This is a genomic window from Paenibacillus doosanensis (genome assembly GCF_025060755.1).
GTDB classification, from domain to species: domain Bacteria; phylum Bacillota; class Bacilli; order Paenibacillales; family NBRC-103111; genus Paenibacillus_S; species Paenibacillus_S doosanensis.
This window is the reverse complement of sequence record NZ_JANYUY010000023.1, coordinates 44,059-62,888: the sequence shown is the minus strand read 5'-3', so window position 1 is coordinate 62,888 and position 18,830 is coordinate 44,059. Positions and strand designations below refer to the sequence as shown.

The following is an 18,830-nucleotide window of genomic DNA, read 5'->3' as shown; positions in this document are numbered from 1 at the left end:
GAAAAGATTGGACGTCTTCCGGGGCTGGCCGAAAGGGGAACGCGCATATGCCTAAACCGGTAAACGGGACCGGCCGCTACATGGCGGGCCTCGACGGATTGCGCGCCCTCGCCGTGCTGGTCGTTATTGTGTATCATCTCAATGTGAAATGGGCGCCGGGCGGATTGCTGGGCGTTGGCGTATTTTTTGTCTTATCGGGTTATTTGATCACGGACCTGTTGGCATCCCAATGGAGAATGACGGGCCGAATCGATATGAAAGATTTCTGGCTGAGAAGGGCCCGGCGGCTGCTTCCGGCGCTGCTCGTCATGCTCGCTTCCGTCTGCGCGTGGCTTGCATGGACGGCTCCCGCACGACTTGCTTCGCTGCAGGACGAGATCGCGGCCGGCGTGCTGTACGTCAGCAACTGGTGGCTGATTTTTCATAAGGTGTCTTACTTCGAAAGCTTCGGTCCGGCGTCGCCTTTCGGTCATCTATGGTCATTGGCCGTAGAGGAGCAGTTTTATTTATTCTGGCCGCTGCTGCTCGCCGCTCTATTCCGGATTATGCCCTACCGGGGCAAGCTGGTCGGATTGACCGTGCTGGGAGCCGCCGCTTCGGCTGTCGCGATGCTGCTGATTTATGAGCCGGGGACCGATCCGAGCCGCGTCTATTACGGTACGGATACGAGGGCTTTCGGACTCTTGATCGGAGCGGCGCTTGCGATGGTCTGGCCGAGCAAAAATTTCAAACCGGGCCTGCAAGGCGCGACCCGGACGATGCTGGACTTGGTTGGCGCGGCGGCGCTTGCGGCAATCGGCGTCATGGTCTGGAAGACGAACGAATACGACAGCTTCTTGTATCCGGGCGGGCTGGTGCTGTTATCGCTGGCCGCCGCCGTGCTGGTGGCGGTGCTCGCGCATCCTGCCAGCTATCTCGGCAAGCTGCTGGGGTCGGGGCCGTTCCGCTGGCTGGGGGTACGCTCCTATGGGATTTATCTTTGGCACTATCCCGTCATTATATTAACGCAGGCGTCGGTTCAGGGCACCGACGTCAGCATCGTTCGCGCCGCGCTGCAGCTTGCCGCGTCGATAGCGCTCGCCGCCTTGTCGTGGAGGCTGATCGAGGAGCCGATCCGCCGCGGCGCGCTCAGCCGCCTCTGGAAGCGTCCGGGCGGGCGGCAGGGAGGCCGCCGGACGCCGGGGTTGCGCTGGACGCCTCTGGCCTGCGCGCTCCTGCTGCTGGCCTTCCTGTGCGCCGGGCTGGCGGACCGCGTCTCCGATGCGACGGCAAGCTCGGCGATGGCGGGAGGGGGCGCAGCCAAGCTGGTGCCGCTCTCACCGCCGCCGGCCGGGAGCGCGGACGGCGAAGGCAGCGGCGCGCAGTCTGCCGCTCATGCGGTAGGCGCGCCGGAGGGGGCCACAGCCGCGGCCTCGCAGGCGAAACCGCCCGGCGATAGTCAAGCCGGCGGCGCGCTGCAGCCGCCGCCGAACGGGCAAGCGGGCTCGCCGCGCTCAGGCGAAACGGCCGAAGGCGGCGCAGCGAGCGGGGCCGGCGGCTCGGACGCGGGCGCCGATCCGGGCCGTTCGACCGAGACGACGGCCGCCGTCTATACGAACGGCGCCGATCCGTCGTGGCCTGCCGGGGAGCAGGCCGGTCAAGCGGTGACTCCGGCGCCGAACGGCGATTCGGCTGCCGGAGAGAAGAACGGCTCGGACCGAGGCGGCCACCCGCCGCAGCAGAACGCGCCGGACGATTCGGCCGGACGCGGGCGGGAGGCTGCCGGCGCGGAGGGGAAGAAGCCTGTGCCGCAACCGGGAAAAGGCATTACAGCTATAGGGGACTCGGTTATGCTCGATATCGAGCCGTATCTGGAGAAGCTGCTGCCGGGCATTGTCATCGACGGTAAAATCGGACGGCAAATGCACGAGGCCCCCGACGTCGTCGAGCAGCTCAAAGCGGACGGCAAGCTGGGAGACCGCGTCGTCATCGAGCTTGGCACGAACGGCGTGTTCAGCAAGAAGCAGCTGCAATCTTTGCTCGATTCTCTCGGCGACGATACGCAGCAGATCATTCTGGTCAACACCCGCGTACCGCGCAAATGGGAGAGCGAGGTTAACGATATATTGGCGGAAACGGCGAAGGACAATCCGAAGGTGACGTTAATCGACTGGTACGCCGCCAGCGAAGGAAAGGAATCGTATTTCGAGCCGGACGGCGTGCATCTCGGGGCGGAAGGCTCGGAGTATTACGCCTCGCTTGTTGCCAAAGCGCTTGCTCCTCGTGCTTAAGCACTTATACATCGATCATATTTGCTGTGCCAACGGCTCGCCTGTCTTGAGGAAGGCGGGCCGTTTCCGCAAGCTGCCAAAAGGCCCGTCCTGTCCTCTTGTAAGAGAACTGGACGGGCCTTTCGGCTATAACCCCGCACTATTACCACACGCTGGGCATAATTTTAATGGCCGAATCCAATTTCGGCAGGAACGCATAGCTCGGATTAAAAGTGAAAATCCGTTTGATCTGGTATGTAAGCATGACTACGGCCGTGACCGCTTCATTAAGCGAAAGCTGAAGATCCGGACAATCGGTCAGAAGCCGCTTGGACTCCTGTTCAAATTCCGGGCTGCCGGAAATGATGGCCAGCGTTCCTTTATGCACCGCCTGATCGACCGTTTCCAGAAAAAATTGCGCTTGCTGGAAGCCGTATTGGTTTCTTAGCCATTGATGCGTATCGAAGATTACGTAATTGGTCGTTACCAAAGCGCGGTCCAGATCGTCCAGATCAAGAAATAATGTCCTCGCCTTGGAATAATATGGGTCATGCGGATTCATGAAGGCCATGAACGCAGTCCGGTCCAGAAACACGGCCTGCCCGTAATTCGTCTGATCAAGATGGTTCGTATTCATATTTGGCCTCTCCAAACAATTTGATGTTGCGCTCCGACAGAGCGTCCAAATAAAGCAGCGGATTGCGTTCAAGCTGCTCGCGGGATATAGGAACGATCAGCTCGCCGCTCTTGCGGGCCCAGTATTGCTCGACAATTTGGCGTACGGCTTCGTTCACCGTGACGCCTTGGGCTTCCGCCATCGTCCGGCACTGCTCCAATAGAGCCGGGTCCAGCTCAATCGCCTCCGACTCCTCAATTTCCTCCTCCGGCCCCGAGATCAGCTGATTCGCCGCCGATTTCCACTGCTCCAGTCTGCGATGCAGCACACCTCTCGCATTGTTCATAGTAAGCACCTCCGATATTAAAGGTTCGCGGCCGCCCAATATCCGGCGCCAAGCCTAACGTAGAGGCTTCCTTACAACATTCGGGCGGAGCTGACAATTTGACGGGGCAGAAGGAGAATTTTGCCGTTTTTTAGCGATAATCCTCGGTTATTCCATACAAATGTTGACAGCCGCCGCTTATGCCCACGAAAAAACGCTCCTGCAGCCGAAGAATATAACACCTCATACGAGGGGAAGAAGCGGCATAAGCGAAACCTAGGCAAAGCCGGATACATATAAAAACGAAGGTTTAAAAGCAAATCGGCTGTTAGAAACGGAGGATATTATAGATGTTTAACGCGTGGGAGCTTCAATTCGGTATCGATCTGGGGACGTCCAATACGATCATATACCAGCATGGCAAAGGCATTGTGCTGCAGGAGCCGTCCGTCATTGCAGTGCGTCAGGATACGGGAGAGATTCAGGCGTTCGGCGCGGAGGCGCAGGCGATGATAGGACGTGCGCCGGGAAGTCTTGAAATTATTTATCCGCTGCAGGAAGGAGTCATCTCCAATTACAACTGGTCTACGGCGATGCTGCAGCATTTTATGCGCAAAATCCATGGACGGGCCCCGTGGTTTCGCCGTTCCAAAGTATTCATTTCGATTCCTTGCGGCATTACGAGCGTTCAGAAGCGGGCGGTGGAAGAAACCGTGCTGCACAAAGGCTCGAATAAAGCGATCACGATCGAAGAGCCTCTGGCCGCTGCGCTCGGCGCGGGGCTTCCGGTCGACGAGCCTATGGGAAATATGATTCTCAATATCGGTGGAGGGACGTCTCAGGTGGCGATTTTATCGCTCGGGGGGATCGTCGCCAGTCGGACAACCCGCCGCGGAGGGCTGTCGATCGACAAAGATATTATTGAATATGTCAAGAAAGAATATAATCTTGAAATAGGGGAGAGAACGGCCGAGGACATCAAAATCCGCCTCGGCACGGTGATCAAGCCGGAGCCCGGAATACGGATGGATGTCCGCGGCCGGGATATGGTGGAAGGACTGCCGAAGACGGTAACCGTAACTTCGGAGGAAATTTATAAGCTTCTGGACGGCTTTATCGTGACAATGGTGGAGACGATCCGGTCGACGCTGGAAGATTGCCCTCCCGAGCTCGCAGGAGACGTGATGGAGCAAGGGATCATATTGTGCGGCGGCGGCTCGCTCCTGAAAGGGCTGGATACCAGGCTGCAGGAGGAGACGCAAATTCCGATTCATCTGGCCGATCAGCCCCAAGAATGCACGGCGCTCGGCGCGGGCAAAATGCTGGAGTACGACGTGAAGACGGGCAAGCGCAGCGCTTCCTCCCCAGCCTGGACGGCGCCCAAATCCGATGCTTACAGCGCTCAAGAAGAGTCGGTATAATCCGCGCTTTGGGACGCGCGATGCAGCGCGGGCTTGAACGGCCTATAAACCGCGGGTGCGGCCATACGACATACAACAAGCTTTCCGTGCGCGGAAGGCTTGTTTGCCGTTGCAATCTTTGTTTAGCTATATAGTTGCACGATACAACTATAATATTGTATGATGCAGCTATATTCGCCCTACGCGTTGCCCGGCTCCGGCACAAAAGCGGGAAGGAGGTGGCCTTTTGCATGAAAAATCTATATCTTGAACAAATTGAACATGAAGTTGTCGTGCTGCTGCGGCGGGCCGATTTTAAAAAAACGCTCGACGGTTCGCCGGTCAAGGCTCTAGGTTGGCGGAAAAAATAAAAAGAGGCCGGCCCGCAGCCTAGCTCTCTTTTCGCTTGTCGATCGCCTCGGCCATCGTCTTGTCGGTCAGATGCGCATAAATTTGCGTCGTCTCCGGCGAGGCGTGCCCGAGCTGCTCTTGCGTTTTATACAAGTCGTTGCTGAGATAATAGTCTGTCGCAAACGAGTGACGCAGCTTATGTACGGACAAGAACGGCTTGCCGAATCGTTTGGCGTACTTGATCACCATCTCTTGGATGGCCCGTTTGGTCATTCGTTCGCCTTCTTTTTTGCCGTTGGCTATGGCAAGGAAGAGGGCTTTTTCTTTGCGCGGCGCCTTGTATTGCGTTTGCCGCAGCTCCAAGTATCTCGTCAGATCGTCAATCGCTTCATTACGGAAATAGACCGGGGTCTTAAACGAGTCGTCGTTTTTCCCTTTGCGGTATACATGGGCAAGCTTTTTCTTCAAATCCAGATCGTCCACATTCAGATTGACGACTTCGGAAACGCGCAGCCCGGAGTTCAGCACGAGCGAGACGATGCAGGCGTCGCGCACTTTATTCAGCTCATAAAAATACAGCGCCTGCTTGTTATTGGCGACATCTTCTCCGTACCCGCGATGGACGTATTCCATGAATTCGTAAATTTCATGTTCCTGCAGCAGCTTCCCCTCCAGCTTGGCCGCCGTATCCTTCGGCTTTTGCGTCCGCTTGATCTCGACCTTAGCCATGACGTTGCGCTTCAGCAGCGGATAAAATTGTTCGTCCTCCGCGATCTGGCTTAAATAGTGGAACAGCGAGCGAAGCGAAGAGAGCTTGCGGGAAATCGTCGTTTTGCTGTTGGCGTTTTCGGTACGCGTAGCCAGAAACATCCGGAAATTGTCGATGCTCTCCATATGCAGCTTCTCCAGCGACTCCAGGGGAACGTCCTTGATCGCCGATCCTTCGGCCAAGCCCTCGGCCAACAGCCAGGATAAGAACGTCTCGTAATCCCGGACATACTCCAGCAGCGAAGAAGGGGACAGGTCGGGGAGCTTGTAGTTAATAAATTTTTCGACGTACCAAGGCATGGACGGAATGCGTTTGTCCAGCTCTTGGCGGTCTTTGACCTTCAGTATATTCATTAGACGCACCTCAATGTTTACATAAAAATGGAAACGACAGTTCTACCTTTAAGTATAGTACAGCCGCCCGATTAAGGGTAGCCCATGACGATTTTGCAAGGATGCATGAGAAGGAAAGCATTGATCCATACTATCCTTTGAAACGACAAAGGGGGTTCGTCATGTTCAAATTCAGGAAACAATCGATGGTTTGCGCATTATCCGTTGTGCTGCTGGCGGGAGCGGCGGCAGGCTGCGCCAAAAATCAGGCTGCCCAGCCTTCGCCGAATCAAGGCGGCACGGCGCGCCAGCAAACGGTAAATCAGTCGCCGACTACAATTCAAGACAGCCGGATCATGGTAGCCAATCAGGCGGCGGAAAAAATCGCCCAGCTTCCCGGCATCAAAAGCGCCAATGTGCTGGTCACTCAGCACAACGCTTATGTAGCGGCGATCTTAAAGGATACGACCGTGCGCCAGGTATCGCAGGATGTGGAAAATCAAATCGCCCAGCAGGTCAAATCGTCCGATCCTAACATACACAATGTGTATGTTTCGACCAATCCGGATTTTGTTCAGCGCGTCAACACCTATGTCGCCGACGTCGGTGCAGGGCGGCCGGTTTCCGGGTTTGTGAACGAGTTTGCCGAGATGGTAAAACGGGTATTTCCGACCGCACACTGATTGGCGTTGGCCTTTAAGAAAAGCCGTGCCAGGAAGGATGTCCTTACGGATGCTTTCCTTTGGTACGGCTTTTTGCCGTTCGGAGGGAGCGGGCGCCTTAGGGCGGAAGGAGCAACGAAAGGTCTGTATATTAATGGGATTTCATGCTATGATGGGCATTAGATTGACCGGAAGAAAGGCGGTTTGCCGCGCTAAAAGCGAGCGTCTTGCGGCAGTTCTGCAAGCGATTGCAAAAATGAACGCGTACCGCAATTTTATTCTAATTATAAATCATCATGCAGGAGGACTTCCGATGCAGCTGAGTCAAATTCAATCCATGGCGCAAACGATTGCCGGCAATGTGAACAAAGTTATAGTAGGGAAAGAGGACGTCATTGACAAGCTTCTTATTGCCATGATCGCGTCGGGGCATGTTTTGTTGGAGGATGTGCCCGGCACCGGTAAGACGCTGTTGGCCAAGGCGATGGCCAAATCGATCAACGGCAGCTTTAAGCGCATTCAGTTTACCCCCGATTTGCTTCCTTCCGATTTAAGCGGAATCAATTACTATAATCAGAAGCATTCCGAGTTCGAGTTTCGGCCGGGTCCGCTGTTTACGAACATTTTGCTGGCGGACGAAATCAACCGGGCGACTCCGCGAACGCAGTCGAGCCTTCTGGAATGTATGGAAGAGCGGCAGGTCAGCATCGACGGGGAGACGAAAGAGCTGGGGCGGCCGTTTCTCGTCATTGCGACGCAAAACCCGGTGGAAAACCAGGGCACGTTCCCGCTGCCGGAAGCGCAGCTGGACCGCTTTTTATTTAAAGTGAAAATGGGATACCCGACGACCGAACAGGGATTGGATATTTTGAAGCGGTTCAAGAGCTCGAATCCGCTCGAGGATATCGCAAGCGTCGCCGAAGCGGCGGACATCGCCGCGGCGCAGCGAAGCTATTCGCAAGTGGCGGTAAGCGACGAGCTGATGTTGTATTTGCTGCGCATCGTCGAGAAAACGAGAACGCACGGCGATGTGGCGACCGGCGTGAGCCCTCGCGGCAGCCAGGCGCTGCTGAAGGCTGCGCAGGTGCACGCCCTGCTCAGAGGCAGAGATTTCGTCATTCCGGACGATGTGAAACGGATGGCGGGACCGGTGCTCGCGCATCGGATCATCGTCAGGGGCGCGTTCCGCTCGCAGCAAGACGCCGCCGAAGCGATCGTGGCTTCGATTCTGCAAGAGGTGGCCGTGCCGACCGAATCGGATTTGGTGAATCAGGAATGAGCATCGGCTGGGTCCTATTTATCAGCTTTCTGATCGTACTGCTGCAGATGCTGTTATTCCGCTGGTTCGGCGACCGGGGACTCAAGTACCACCGTTATTTTAATAAGAGAGCTTGTTATGAAGGCGAAGAGGCGGAGATGATCGAACGGATTGCCAATCGCAATCTGCTCCCGGTGCCGTGGCTTCGGCTGGAGTCGCTGATTCATGCGGGGTTGAAATTTTACAGTCAGGCCAATCTCGATATTAACGACGGCTCCATGTTTCAAAATCATAAGAGCCTGTTCAGCCTGATGCCTTATACGCAAATTACGAGACGTCACCGGATTCGCTGTCTGAAGCGGGGCTGCTACAGGCTGAGCACCGCTTCGCTCACTTGGGGCGATCTGCTCGGCCTGCACCGCAGCACGCTGAAGCTGACGCTGGATGCGGAGCTGCTCGTCTACCCGAAGCCGGCCGAGCTGGATGAGCTGCAGCTGCCGTCCCACAGCTGGCAGGGGGATATAACCGTGCGCCGCTGGATCGTTGAGGACCTGTTCATGATTTCCGGCGTTCGCGAATACCGGTACGGCGATCCGCTGAACGGCGTCAACTGGAAGGCGACGGCGCGAAGCGGCAAGCTGCAGGTGCATCAGCGCGATTATACGGCCGATCACCGGCTTATGATTTATTTGAACGTCGAGGATCATGAGAAAATGTGGAGCCAGGTGAACGACGAGCCGCTCTTCGAGTACGGCCTGTCCTGCGCGGCGGCTATCGCCGAATATGCGATTCGCCAAGGCATGGAAGCCGGCTTTGCGACGAACGCTTATTCCGTCGACGCCCCGAAGGAGCCGGTGCGGGTCGAGCCGGGCAGCGGTACGGAGCAGCTGACGCTGCTGCTGGAGACGATGGCCAAGGTCGTCGTCGCCCGCAGCATCCCGTTCGATACGCTGCTGGAGGAAGAAGCGGCCGACGCTTACGTAAGGCATCGGGACATCCTTATTATTTCGGCTTATGTGAGCGAGAAGATGGAGGGGCCGATCGACGAGCTGAGGCGCAACGGAAACGCCGTGGAGCTGTTTCTATTGAAGAAGCCGGCGGAGGCAGAAGAGGAAGGCGCAGCCGCAGAAGAAGCGGCTAACGCTGCCAGGAAAGCGGGTGAACCGGCATGAACATAAATTCGAAGGGACGCGAGCTCGGAACGGTAACGCTCAAAGGCTGCATCGAGCTGCTGCTGGCGCTGCCTCCGGTGCTGATCGCCGCCGTCTTCCTTGCTCCGGAGGCTGTCCGCTGGGCGTGGCTGTGCACGCTGCCGTTGGGTTATGCAGCAGGCTGCGCGCTGCGTCTGGCGCTGCCGATTACCCGTTCGTATCAGCTTATCTTCGTTTCGCTGCTGCTCGCGGCGGCTCATTGCTGGCTGTTTTTCGGGGATGCCTATGTATCTTATGCGCTGCTTCCGCTCGGCTTCATTGCCGTCTACAGAGGAATCCGGCTCGTAACGGAGCCGTGGCGTTATTTCTTTCCCGTCAGCTTCTATGTGATCGGAATGATCGTTTATTTTGCCGCAGCGATCGTCGTTCCGTTCCAGCCGGCGCTTGCGCCTTACGGCACGTTGTTGACCTGCGCCGGACTGGTTGCGCTGGCGGTGACGCTGCTCGTCTCCAACGAATCCAATATGAAGCAGGAGACGCTGTCGGGAGGCAAGGAGCCGGTCATTGCCAAGGAGATGCTGTGGAAAAACCGGCTGCTAATCGTGCTGCTGATGGCCGTTATTATGGTCGTCCTGCTGCTGCGCAGCCTGTACCATGCGTTTTTATGGCTCAAACAGCAGCTGCTGCTTCTGCTGGCGCAGCTGCTGAGCCGAGATGGCGAGCAGGCTCCCGCGCAGCAGGAAACGGCGCCGAAGCCTCCGCCGGCCGATTTGGGCGGAGCGGGCGAGCCGGCGGCATGGATGGTATGGCTGGAGAAGCTGATGTATTACGCGGTCGGAGCGATTGTTGCTATAGCGCTGCTGGCCCTCGTTTATTTGATCGTCCGCCGGATTCCGGCCGTGATCCGCCGATTGTACGCATGGCTTGCGGCGAGGCTGCAGTCGCGCGAAGAGGGGATGAGCCGGATCGGCTACGAGGATGATGTGGAGAGTCTGGTTGATTGGGATCAGTGGAACGGCAAGCTGCTCTCCCGATGGAAGCGCCTGTTTTCCGGAACGGACAAAGCGAAGTGGGAGGAGCTTCAGGATAACGCCGAGCGGGTCCGCTACTTGTACCGCAGCTGGCTCGGACATTCGATTCGCAGAGGCTACCGGTTTCAGAAGCATCTGACGCCGCAGGAAACGGGGCGCGAGGTGGAGGAGTGGAGCGGTAAGCCGGGAAGCGCTTCGTCTTCGCTGCTGGCCTTGTACGAGCGGGTTCGGTACGGCGGCAAGCAAGCCGGAGACGAGGAAGTGCTCGCGGCCAAAACGTTTGCGGACAAGAAATGACGGCGCTCGCTTTTCATTGCCGGGACAACGTGGTAAAATGCTTGGAAAAGAGTGTCAAGATAGATGGAAGGATGAGTCCGCTGATTACGATATTGCAAGCCGCTATGACATACAGCAAGGAAGAAGGGTATGTCGGTAAAGTCGAGTTTCAAGTACAAGATCATAAACTGCCTTATGAAATGACGTTATACAGCAAGAGCGGGAGGGATTGGAGCTACGGGCTGCATTTTCTGAACGAATCGGGCAGCGAGGAACAAATTCTCGAAGTGGAGGACTTGCTGGAAGAGAACGACGAATGGTTCGATTTTCTCGTCGACGCGGCCAAAAGCAAGCTGCAGTCTTAAGTTCAAACCTATAACATATTTCCAGAAGACCCAGCGATTTTTGCGCTGATTACGGGTCTTCGGCGACGAAAAGCCGACCTTGCAGGGTCGGCTTCTTGGCGTTGTTTACGCGCACTCAAAATGTTTCCCTTGACAAAAATATTTAGCCGAGTACAATCGAATCATAGGAACATTTATTTCATGGCATCATATACATGAACATGAGAACGGGTCTTCGCCAACTTAAATGTTGCACTAGGACAAAAATGTTAGCCCGGCGCATGCCGATACGATAGAAGAGGTGACATCTTATGAGTGAAAAAGCGCATATTAAACATGTAGCCGAAGAAGGCTGGAAATTATCGCGCAACCAGCCTACGCTTCCGGAAGTATACCGCTCGCTGAAAATACCGAAGAGCGGGTCGTGGATCAAGAAGTTTATGGCTTTTGTAGGACCCGGCTATCTGGTTGCCGTAGGGTATATGGACCCGGGCAACTGGGCGACGGACATCGCCGGCGGTTCCTTGTTCGGATATTCGCTGTTATCCGTTATTCTGATTTCCAATCTGATGGCCGTTCTGCTCCAGGCGCTGGCCGGCAAGCTCGGCATCGTCACCGGCAGAGACTTGGCCCAGGCATGCCGGGATCATTACAGCAAGCCCGTCGCCTTCACCTTATGGATATTATGCGAGCTGGCCATTGCCGCCTGCGATTTGGCGGAGGTCATCGGTTCGGCCATCGCCTTGAAGCTGCTGTTCGGCATACCGCTCGTCTACGGGGTGCTGATTACCGCAGTTGACGTTCTCGTCGTGCTGCTGCTGCAGAATAAAGGCTTCCGGTTTATCGAAACGCTCGTCATCGTGCTGATCGTGACGATCGGCGGCTGCTTCCTGACCGAGATTATTCTTTCCAAACCGGAAATCGGCGGCATTATGAAAGGTTTCGTTCCAACGACCGAAATTGTTACCAATCCGATGATGCTCTATATTGCCATCGGGATTCTCGGAGCGACCGTCATGCCGCATAACTTGTACCTCCATTCGTCGGTCGTGCAGACGAGACAGATCGAGCAGACGAGGGAAGGCAAGCGCCAGGCGATCAAATATGCGACTTGGGATTCGTCGATCGCTTTGTTCTTTGCTCTGTTCATCAACGCGGCGATTCTTATTTTGTCGGCGGCTACGTTCCACCGGGCCGGAATGACGGAGGTTGCGGAGATCGAGGATGCGTATCAGTTGCTCACCCCGATACTCGGAACGGCTCTCGGCAGCATTCTGTTCGGCGTCGCGCTGCTCGCCTCCGGTCAGAACTCGACGTTAACCGGCACGCTGGCCGGCCAGATCGTCATGGAAGGCTTCCTGAACATCCGGCTTCCCGGCTGGCTGCGCCGCCTCATTACCCGGATGATCGCGATTATTCCGGCCGTGATCGTAACGATCGTCGCCGGAGAGAGCGGAACGGCGAAGCTGCTCATATTGAGCCAGGTCATCTTGTCGCTGCAGCTGTCGTTTGCGGTCGTCCCGTTGGTCAAATTCACCAGCGATAAGAAGAAGATGGGGGAATTCGCCAATAAAGGCTGGCTGAAGGTGCTGGCTTGGGTCGTGACCGTCATCATCGTCATACTCAACGTCTACTTGCTGTATCAAACGATTTTCCAATAATATCATTCTTGTGCACTTATCCTTAAAGGCCGGACTTGTCTTCTTGCAGAGACAGGTTCGGCCTTCGTTCGTTTAAGGGAATAAGGAGCGCCGCTTTATAGGCTTTGACTATCAAATTCATAGAATATATATATTTTTCCAGCCGTACCGCCGGCGCCTATAATAGTAATAACAGCCTGAACAGTGATTGGAAGATCAAATGGACGCCGCAGCGGACACCTTTTCACCCATTTTAACTCCAACGATACGGAAAGGATGAGATAAAGGATGAGCGACAAAATCAAAGTTCAATTTGACGAGGCAGCGCAAAGCTATGACCGCGAGCGGAGGAAGCTGATTCCCTGCTATGACGATTTTTACGGAACGGCCGTGCGCTGGCTGACGCTGGAGAAGGAGAATCCGCGCATCCTCGATCTGGGTGCCGGCACCGGATTGCTGGCGGCCTTGGCGAAGGAGCGCTACCCGGAGGCGCGGTTCACATTGGCCGATCTGAGCGGCACGATGCTGGAGACGGCGAAGAAGCGATTTGCGGGAGACGACAGCGCCGAATTCATCGAAGCCGATTATACCCGCCATTCGTTCCGAGGCCGTTATGATGCGGTCATCTCTTCGCTGTCGATTCATCATTTATCCCATCCGGAGAAGCAGGCGCTGTTTTATAACATTTACGATTGGCTGGAGGACAGCGGAATTTTCATTAACGCCGATCAGGTGCTGGGTCTTACACCTTATATCGATTCGATGTACAAGCGGCAGTGGGAGAGCTGGATTCGGGGGAACGGCTTGCCGGAGGAAGCGGTAGACCGGGCGATAGAGCGAAGAAAGCTGGATCAGAACGCGACTGTGGGCGATCAAATCCGCTGGATTCGCGAAGCGGGCTTCGTCGATGTGGATTGCGTCTATCAATATCATGATTTCGGCGTCTTTTTCGCCAGAAAAGTACGATAAATAGAACTAGCGGCCGTCAGGAGCATTCCTGGCGGCTTTGTTCTTGTTTAGGAGACACAGTGCGGTTGCGAGCGGTGGCATTCGACAAAAAAGTCAAAATCGTCGGCAATGTAATCAAAATACCGTTAAATATTTTGCCAAGCCATTGATTATAATAAACTCAACATTATTGAAGTTGAGGTGATTGCAACATGAATTCGAATTCGTCTGCCGCAACCGCGGAGAAACGGATACCTAAAAAGCGCAATGGCGGATTGCAGCGCAAAGAAACGTTGGCCGGCTTCCTGTTCGTCAGTCCGATGCTGATCGGCGTCACGATTCTCGTACTGCTTCCTATTATTGCAACCTTTATACTGAGCTTCTCGGATTGGAATTTCATTATGGGCTTTAACGGGTTTAAATGGGCCGGCCTGGATAACTTCCGGAAGCTGGCCACGGACGCTACGTTCCTGAAATCATTTATTAATAATGCGATTTTCCTGCTCACCGTACCGATTTATTTGATTGTTTCTCTGGTGCTCGCCATCCTGATCGATAAGAGCGTGTACTGGAAAGGCTATTTCAAGGTCGCTTACTTCATGCCTTATATTTCCAGCGTGGTGGCCGTCGCCGTCGTATGGCAAGTGCTGTTCCATCCGTCCGTCGGACCGGTTAACATGTTCCTGGAATCGATCGGTATCTCGAACCCGCCGAAATGGCTGGCCGATCCGAACTACGCGCTGATCTCGATGATGATGATTTCCGTCTGGATGTCCATCGGATTTAACATGATCGTCTACATCGCCGGCCTGCAATCGATTCCAAAAGATCTGTACGAAGCGGCCGATATCGACGGGGCGTCGAGCTGGGTGAAATTTAAGAACATTACGCTTCCTTTGCTGTCTCCGACGACATTCTTCCTGCTCATCACAGGGATCATCTCGACCTTTAAAGTATTCGACCTGATCGCCGTATTGACGCAAGGCGGACCTATCCAGTCGACGACGATGATCGTATGGTATTTGTACGACACCGCGTTTACGAACTTGAAACTCGGCTACGCATCGTCCATGGCGACTGTACTGTTCCTGTGCGTGCTGGTCATTACGTTCCTGCAATGGATCGGTCAGAAGAAATGGGTTAATTATTAAGCGGCGGGAGTGCCGCTGAACAAAAAAGAGGTGGGAATGTTATGAGGGAGCCTTTAAGCCTCAGAAAAACGATTGTAACGATTATTATGTTTGCTGTCAGTCTATTGTTTCTATTGCCTTTTTTCTGGATGCTATCCGCATCGTTCAAGGTCGAATCCGACGTCTTTAACTTTCCGATCGAATGGATTCCTAAGCATTGGAACGCGCTCGCCAACTATAAGGAAGTCTGGTTCGGGAAATATCCGTTCTACCTGTATTACTGGAACTCGATTAAAATTACCGTTGTTACGACGCTGGTTTCGGTTACCGTATCCGCTTTGGCTGCATACGGCTTCTCCAAAGTACAGTTTGCGGCGAGCAAATGGCTGTTCTTGATCGTGCTGACGACCTACATGGTTCCTTCGCAAGCCGTATTGGTGCCGCAATTTATTTTGTACCGTTACATCGGTTTGTTCGATAATCATATCGGACTTATCATCATCGGCAGCTTCAGCGTTCTCGGCACGTTCATGCTTCGCCAATTTTTCATGGGGCTGCATAACGACTTTATCGAGTCGGCCAAAATCGACGGCGCGGGCCATTGGAAAATATTCTGGTTCATCGCGATGCCGCTCGTGCGTCCCGCGGTTGCCACTTATGCGATCCTGCGTTTTATTTGGACCTGGAACGACTATCAAAACGGCCTTATTTTCCTTCGTACCGATAAATTGTTTACAATTCAGCTGGCGATGCAAAAGTTCACTTCGATTAGCGGCGAATTTTACTCGCTTATTATGGCCGGCGCCGTATCGGCGATTCTGCCGCTCCTGATTATTTTTATCATCGGTCAAAAAAATGTTATCGAAGGTATAGCTATGGGCGGGGTTAAAGGATAATAAAGAAGCGAGAAGTCAAAAAAATTGTAAAAAAGTCAATATTCGAGCATGGTTGTTTCGGCGGCAATTGGTACAATCACATGGAAAGCTAAAACAAACATAGCAGTGTCCATTTGAAGGAGGGTACTTAGAGATGAACAAAAAAGTAGGAGCCGGTGTATTAACCAGCGTTATGGCGCTTGGCGTATTGGCAGGCTGCGGAGGCGGCGGAACGGGCGCCGGAGAACAGAAGGACGCGCAAGGCGGCGCCGCTTCCGGCGGTACGACAGAGCTTCGGTTATATACTTACGGCACGGAGCAAGCCTATAACTGGTCGCAAACCGTAGCTGCATACGAAAAACAAAATCCCGGCATTAAAGTTAACGTGATCGGATTAAGCGACAAAGGCGACACGCAAGAAGCTTTGAAAAAGCTCGACTTGGCCGCAGCCTCCGGCGAAGCGATGGACGTTCTCATGTTCAGTGACGCGGCCAGCTACTCGCAGCGCGTAGCGCTCGGCATGGTCGCTCCGATGGACGATTACATTGCCAAAGACGGCTTCAAGGTGACCGACGATTATAAGGTCGATACGAAAATTAACGGCAAGTATTACGCGCTTCCGGGCAAATTCAATCCTTGGTACGTTCTGCTGAACAAAAACATGCTGGATGAAGCGGGACTCAAAGTGCCTACCGATTGGACTTGGGACGATTTCATGGATTACGCCAAGAAGATGACGAAGGGCGAAGGCGCGAACAAAGTGTACGGCACGTACTTCCACGGCCCGCAAAACGGCGGCTGGGTCGAATACGCGAAGCTGGCTTTGGAAAACCAAGCGGATAATCCGGATTTCATCAAAGCGGACGGATCTTCCAACCTGGACAACCCGCTGTTCAAGAAATCGCTTGAAATTCGTCTGAAAATGGAGAAGCAAGACCAATCCGCTACTCCGTACACGGACATGCTTTCCCAAAAGCTGAACTACCGTACGCAATTCTTTAACCAAAAAGCGGCTATGATCGCTATCGGCAGCTGGATGAACAGCGAGCTGGGCGGCACGGATCAAGTTCCGTTGAACTTCAATATCGCCGTAGCTCCGTTCCCTAAAAACAACGCCGGCGATCAAGGCGGATATTCTCCGGTTGCTACGGACTATGTCTCCGTTGCGGCAAGCTCCAAGCATAAAGACGAAGCTTATAAATTCATCCGCTGGTATACGACGGAAGGCCAATTGGTACAGGGCAAAAACGTACCGGCATGGAGCAAAGTGAAGCAGGAAGACATGAGCAAAATCATCGACACCATTTTGAGCGGAACGAAAAATCCGGAGAAAGTCGACAAAGCTTCTTTGATCAGCGTACTGGGCGCTTCCAAATCGGGAACGATCGTACCGCCGGCCACATACCAAGCCGAGATCAACAAAATGGTTAACGAAGAGTTCGAAAAAATGGTACTGGGCAAACAAGACCTAGACACTACGGTGAAAGCCGCTCAAGACCGCATTAACAGCATCATCGCATCCAATAAAAAATAATGGATGTGGTATAATACGAAGAAGGGGTAGAATCTCATCTGCCTCTTCTTTTGTTCGTTTCTTCTTACATTTAATGGAATAGGGGGGCTATCGTGCATACAAGAAAGCTGCGGCAATGGTTATCCTCCCGTTCTTTCCGTTTCAGGCTGATGCTCGCTTCGGTCATATGCATATTGATTCCGACATCGATTACGCTGACTACATACAATTACTTCACCCAGGATGCCGTTAAAGATCAGGCGATTTCGAATTCGCAGGAATCGATGCAGCTGGTGAATAACTATGTGACCAATTCGCTCAAATATATGCTGAACATCGCCAACCTCATCCAGATGGATTCCGGCATGTCGGCCATCATGAAGAAAAGGGCCATGGGCGAAGGATATACGGGACCGAATGCCGAGTACGAGGAGTTCAGCGACCGGGATAAGATCGTCAAGCAGATCGAAAATATGATCAATAGCGGAGAGCAGGGATCTCTGCTCGATTTCCATACTTATGTCACGGTGCTGCTGTCCAACGGAGATTATTATTCGACTTACTCGGTGAACGAGTACAATCCTATCGATATGACTCGCGAGCCGTGGTTTTCGCAAACGAAAAATTTATACGGCTTCAATTCGCTTTGGGTCGGTCCGAGCCCGACGGTGTTCGAGTCGGAGAAGAAGAAAAATCCGTACCAGCTCTCGGTCATCCGAACGCTGCGCGAACAGAACTCATCTTTTATTTTCGGTTATGTGGTCGTGACGGTCATGGAAAATCAAATTAATCACAATTTCGAGAGGCTGGTCGGCAACCAGGACTTTATGATCGTCGATTCCGATAATGTCATTGTGTCCAACAACGATTCGGACAAGATCGGCGGGCCGCTGAATCTGCCGGATTTGCCTGCGGCCACGGATCAAATTACGACCGAATTGGTCAAGGTGGACCACGAAGACTACCTGGTCACTCAGCAATCGCTGTTTACGGGGTGGAAGCTCGTGTCGTTAACGCCGTATAAGAAGGCGGTATCCAAGATCAATTCGATTTTCAGCAAAGTGTTTACGTTCCAGTTCGTTTGCTTTATTTTATTTTTGCTGCTGCTCCTGTATTTGCTGCGGACGTTCACCAAGCCGCTGGTCGGACTCGGGAAAGTGGCGATGACGGTACAGAAGGGCAATTTGCAGGTGCGTTCGAAAATCCGCGGCGAGGATGAGATCGGGCGGCTCGGCTTCTGGTTCGATCAGATGCTGGACCGGATTCAGGAGATGATTCAGGAAATTTCGGTGACGCAAGCGCGTAAGCGCAAGGCGGAGCTGGACATGCTGCAGGCGCAGATCAATCCGCATTTTTTGTTCAATGTGCTGAACTCGATCCGGATGAAAGTGATGTTTCGCGGAGACAAGGAAAGCGCCGAAATGATCGGTTCGCTGTCCAAGCTGCTGCGAATGACGATCAATCAGGAGAAGAGCATTATCACCCTGCACGAAGAAATCGAAATCGTTATGGATTACACGCAGTTGATGAATATGAGACAAAAAGAGAAAATTGTGATCGAAACGGACGTCTCGGCGGATTCGCTTCTGGAGAAGGTACCGCGGTTTTTCCTGCAGCCGCTGATCGAGAATGCGCTCATTCACGGCTTGAATCAGGCGGCGGGAATTATCCGCGTCGAAGCCCGTAGAGAAGGGCATATGCTGATCGTCGCCGTCGAAGATAACGGCTCGGGGATGGATTCAGGCACGCTGAACAAGCTCCGCGACAAGCTGGCGGCCAGGCGCGCTCCGGACCCTGTGGATGGCGAGTCTCACCGGGGATTTTCCGGCATAGGCCTGCTCAATGTGAACGAACGGATGCTGATGACTCACGGCGAAGGCTTTCATATGCAGGTCGACAGCGAGCCGGGTGCGGGCACCCGCATCACGATGTTTATCCCGAGCCTGGAGGTAACGTAACC

16 protein-coding genes are annotated in these 18,830 nt (G+C 54.1%); 13 read left to right on the top strand and 3 right to left on the bottom strand.

What is annotated here, in order from left to right; all coding sequences use genetic code 11:
• Positions 1-47: 47 nt before the first annotated feature.
• Positions 48-2,270: an acyltransferase family protein gene (locus N0M98_RS17575; RefSeq protein WP_259618681.1), complete on the top strand. Its 2,223-nt coding sequence runs from the start codon at positions 48-50 to the stop codon at positions 2,268-2,270.
• A gap of 142 nt (positions 2,271-2,412) precedes the next feature.
• On the opposite strand, the gene N0M98_RS17570 is transcribed toward N0M98_RS17575, so the two are convergent.
• Together N0M98_RS17570 and N0M98_RS17565 are read right to left on the bottom strand one after the other, a co-directional pair.
• Positions 2,413-2,886, bottom strand: coding sequence for a type II toxin-antitoxin system VapC family toxin (locus tag N0M98_RS17570; RefSeq protein ID WP_249863715.1), 474 nt, complete (start codon positions 2,884-2,886; stop codon positions 2,413-2,415).
• Positions 2,867-3,211 carry a hypothetical protein gene (locus N0M98_RS17565; RefSeq protein WP_249863714.1) on the bottom strand — a complete coding sequence of 115 codons (345 nt, stop codon included), beginning with the start codon at positions 3,209-3,211 and terminating at the stop codon, positions 2,867-2,869. The genes N0M98_RS17570 and N0M98_RS17565 overlap by 20 nt, the downstream gene beginning before the upstream one ends.
• Before the next feature lie 329 nt (positions 3,212-3,540).
• Between N0M98_RS17565 and N0M98_RS17560 the strand changes: the two genes are divergently transcribed.
• Complete coding sequence (locus tag N0M98_RS17560; protein ID WP_259618680.1) at positions 3,541-4,611, top strand: rod shape-determining protein; 1,071 nt, start codon at positions 3,541-3,543, stop codon at positions 4,609-4,611.
• 369 nt (positions 4,612-4,980) lie between these two features.
• On the opposite strand, the gene xerS is transcribed toward N0M98_RS17560, so the two are convergent.
• Positions 4,981-6,063 (bottom strand): tyrosine recombinase XerS, encoded by a 1,083-nt coding sequence (gene xerS, locus N0M98_RS17555; protein ID WP_249863712.1) that lies wholly within the window; start codon positions 6,061-6,063, stop codon positions 4,981-4,983.
• Between the two features lie 161 nt (positions 6,064-6,224).
• Between xerS and N0M98_RS17550 the strand changes: the two genes are divergently transcribed.
• The 11 genes from N0M98_RS17550 (at position 6,225) to N0M98_RS17500 (ending at position 18,828) form a co-directional block, all read left to right on the top strand.
• A complete protein-coding gene (locus N0M98_RS17550) occupies positions 6,225-6,725 on the top strand; it encodes a YhcN/YlaJ family sporulation lipoprotein (protein WP_249863711.1) in 501 nt (166 codons plus the stop codon).
• 292 nt (positions 6,726-7,017) lie between these two features.
• Entirely contained in the window at positions 7,018-7,983 is a 966-nt protein-coding gene (locus tag N0M98_RS17545) for an AAA family ATPase (protein ID WP_259618679.1), read from the top strand.
• On the top strand, positions 7,980-9,134 hold the full coding sequence (locus N0M98_RS17540) for a DUF58 domain-containing protein (RefSeq protein WP_259618678.1): 1,155 nt from the start codon (positions 7,980-7,982) through the stop codon (positions 9,132-9,134). Before N0M98_RS17545 ends, N0M98_RS17540 begins: the two co-directional genes overlap by 4 nt.
• Positions 9,131-10,441 carry a DUF4129 domain-containing protein gene (locus tag N0M98_RS17535; RefSeq protein ID WP_259618677.1) on the top strand — a complete coding sequence of 437 codons (1,311 nt, stop codon included), beginning with the start codon at positions 9,131-9,133 and terminating at the stop codon, positions 10,439-10,441. Before N0M98_RS17540 ends, N0M98_RS17535 begins: the two co-directional genes overlap by 4 nt.
• A gap of 71 nt (positions 10,442-10,512) precedes the next feature.
• Positions 10,513-10,785 carry a hypothetical protein gene (locus N0M98_RS17530; RefSeq protein ID WP_259618676.1) on the top strand — a complete coding sequence of 91 codons (273 nt, stop codon included), beginning with the start codon at positions 10,513-10,515 and terminating at the stop codon, positions 10,783-10,785.
• Positions 10,786-11,075: 290 nt separating this feature from the next.
• Positions 11,076-12,425, top strand: a complete 1,350-nt coding sequence (locus N0M98_RS17525; protein ID WP_249863706.1) for an Nramp family divalent metal transporter — start codon at positions 11,076-11,078, stop codon at positions 12,423-12,425.
• Positions 12,426-12,692: 267 nt separating this feature from the next.
• Positions 12,693-13,373 (top strand): class I SAM-dependent methyltransferase, encoded by a 681-nt coding sequence (locus tag N0M98_RS17520; RefSeq protein WP_259618675.1) that lies wholly within the window; start codon positions 12,693-12,695, stop codon positions 13,371-13,373.
• Between the two features lie 191 nt (positions 13,374-13,564).
• Positions 13,565-14,503, top strand: a complete 939-nt coding sequence (locus tag N0M98_RS17515; RefSeq protein WP_249863704.1) for a carbohydrate ABC transporter permease — start codon at positions 13,565-13,567, stop codon at positions 14,501-14,503.
• Between the two features lie 41 nt (positions 14,504-14,544).
• Positions 14,545-15,378, top strand: coding sequence for a carbohydrate ABC transporter permease (locus N0M98_RS17510; RefSeq protein ID WP_259618674.1), 834 nt, complete (start codon positions 14,545-14,547; stop codon positions 15,376-15,378).
• A gap of 133 nt (positions 15,379-15,511) precedes the next feature.
• Complete coding sequence (locus N0M98_RS17505; RefSeq protein ID WP_259618673.1) at positions 15,512-16,891, top strand: ABC transporter substrate-binding protein; 1,380 nt, start codon at positions 15,512-15,514, stop codon at positions 16,889-16,891.
• Positions 16,892-16,983: 92 nt separating this feature from the next.
• Entirely contained in the window at positions 16,984-18,828 is a 1,845-nt protein-coding gene (locus N0M98_RS17500) for a sensor histidine kinase (RefSeq protein WP_310943911.1), read from the top strand.
• Positions 18,829-18,830: the final 2 nt, after the last annotated feature.

Excerpts from the sequence above, each read along its gene's own strand:
- N0M98_RS17515 (WP_249863704.1), top strand. The coding sequence starts at position 13,565 with ATGAATTCGAATTCGTCTGCCGCAACCGCGGAGAAACGGATACCTAAA.
- N0M98_RS17540 (WP_259618678.1), top strand. The coding sequence starts at position 7,980 with ATGAGCATCGGCTGGGTCCTATTTATCAGCTTTCTGATCGTACTGCTG.
- N0M98_RS17525 (WP_249863706.1), top strand. The coding sequence starts at position 11,076 with ATGAGTGAAAAAGCGCATATTAAACATGTAGCCGAAGAAGGCTGGAAA.
- N0M98_RS17560 (WP_259618680.1), top strand. The coding sequence starts at position 3,541 with ATGTTTAACGCGTGGGAGCTTCAATTCGGTATCGATCTGGGGACGTCC.
- N0M98_RS17520 (WP_259618675.1), top strand. The coding sequence starts at position 12,693 with ATGAGCGACAAAATCAAAGTTCAATTTGACGAGGCAGCGCAAAGCTAT.
- N0M98_RS17570 (WP_249863715.1), bottom strand. The coding sequence starts at position 2,886 with ATGAATACGAACCATCTTGATCAGACGAATTACGGGCAGGCCGTGTTT.
- N0M98_RS17545 (WP_259618679.1), top strand. The coding sequence starts at position 7,018 with ATGCAGCTGAGTCAAATTCAATCCATGGCGCAAACGATTGCCGGCAAT.
- xerS (WP_249863712.1), bottom strand. The coding sequence starts at position 6,063 with ATGAATATACTGAAGGTCAAAGACCGCCAAGAGCTGGACAAACGCATT.
- N0M98_RS17575 (WP_259618681.1), top strand. The coding sequence starts at position 48 with ATGCCTAAACCGGTAAACGGGACCGGCCGCTACATGGCGGGCCTCGAC.
- N0M98_RS17530 (WP_259618676.1), top strand. The coding sequence starts at position 10,513 with ATGAGTCCGCTGATTACGATATTGCAAGCCGCTATGACATACAGCAAG.
- N0M98_RS17510 (WP_259618674.1), top strand. The coding sequence starts at position 14,545 with ATGAGGGAGCCTTTAAGCCTCAGAAAAACGATTGTAACGATTATTATG.
- N0M98_RS17550 (WP_249863711.1), top strand. The coding sequence starts at position 6,225 with ATGTTCAAATTCAGGAAACAATCGATGGTTTGCGCATTATCCGTTGTG.
- N0M98_RS17505 (WP_259618673.1), top strand. The coding sequence starts at position 15,512 with ATGAACAAAAAAGTAGGAGCCGGTGTATTAACCAGCGTTATGGCGCTT.
- N0M98_RS17565 (WP_249863714.1), bottom strand. The coding sequence starts at position 3,211 with ATGAACAATGCGAGAGGTGTGCTGCATCGCAGACTGGAGCAGTGGAAA.
- N0M98_RS17535 (WP_259618677.1), top strand. The coding sequence starts at position 9,131 with ATGAACATAAATTCGAAGGGACGCGAGCTCGGAACGGTAACGCTCAAA.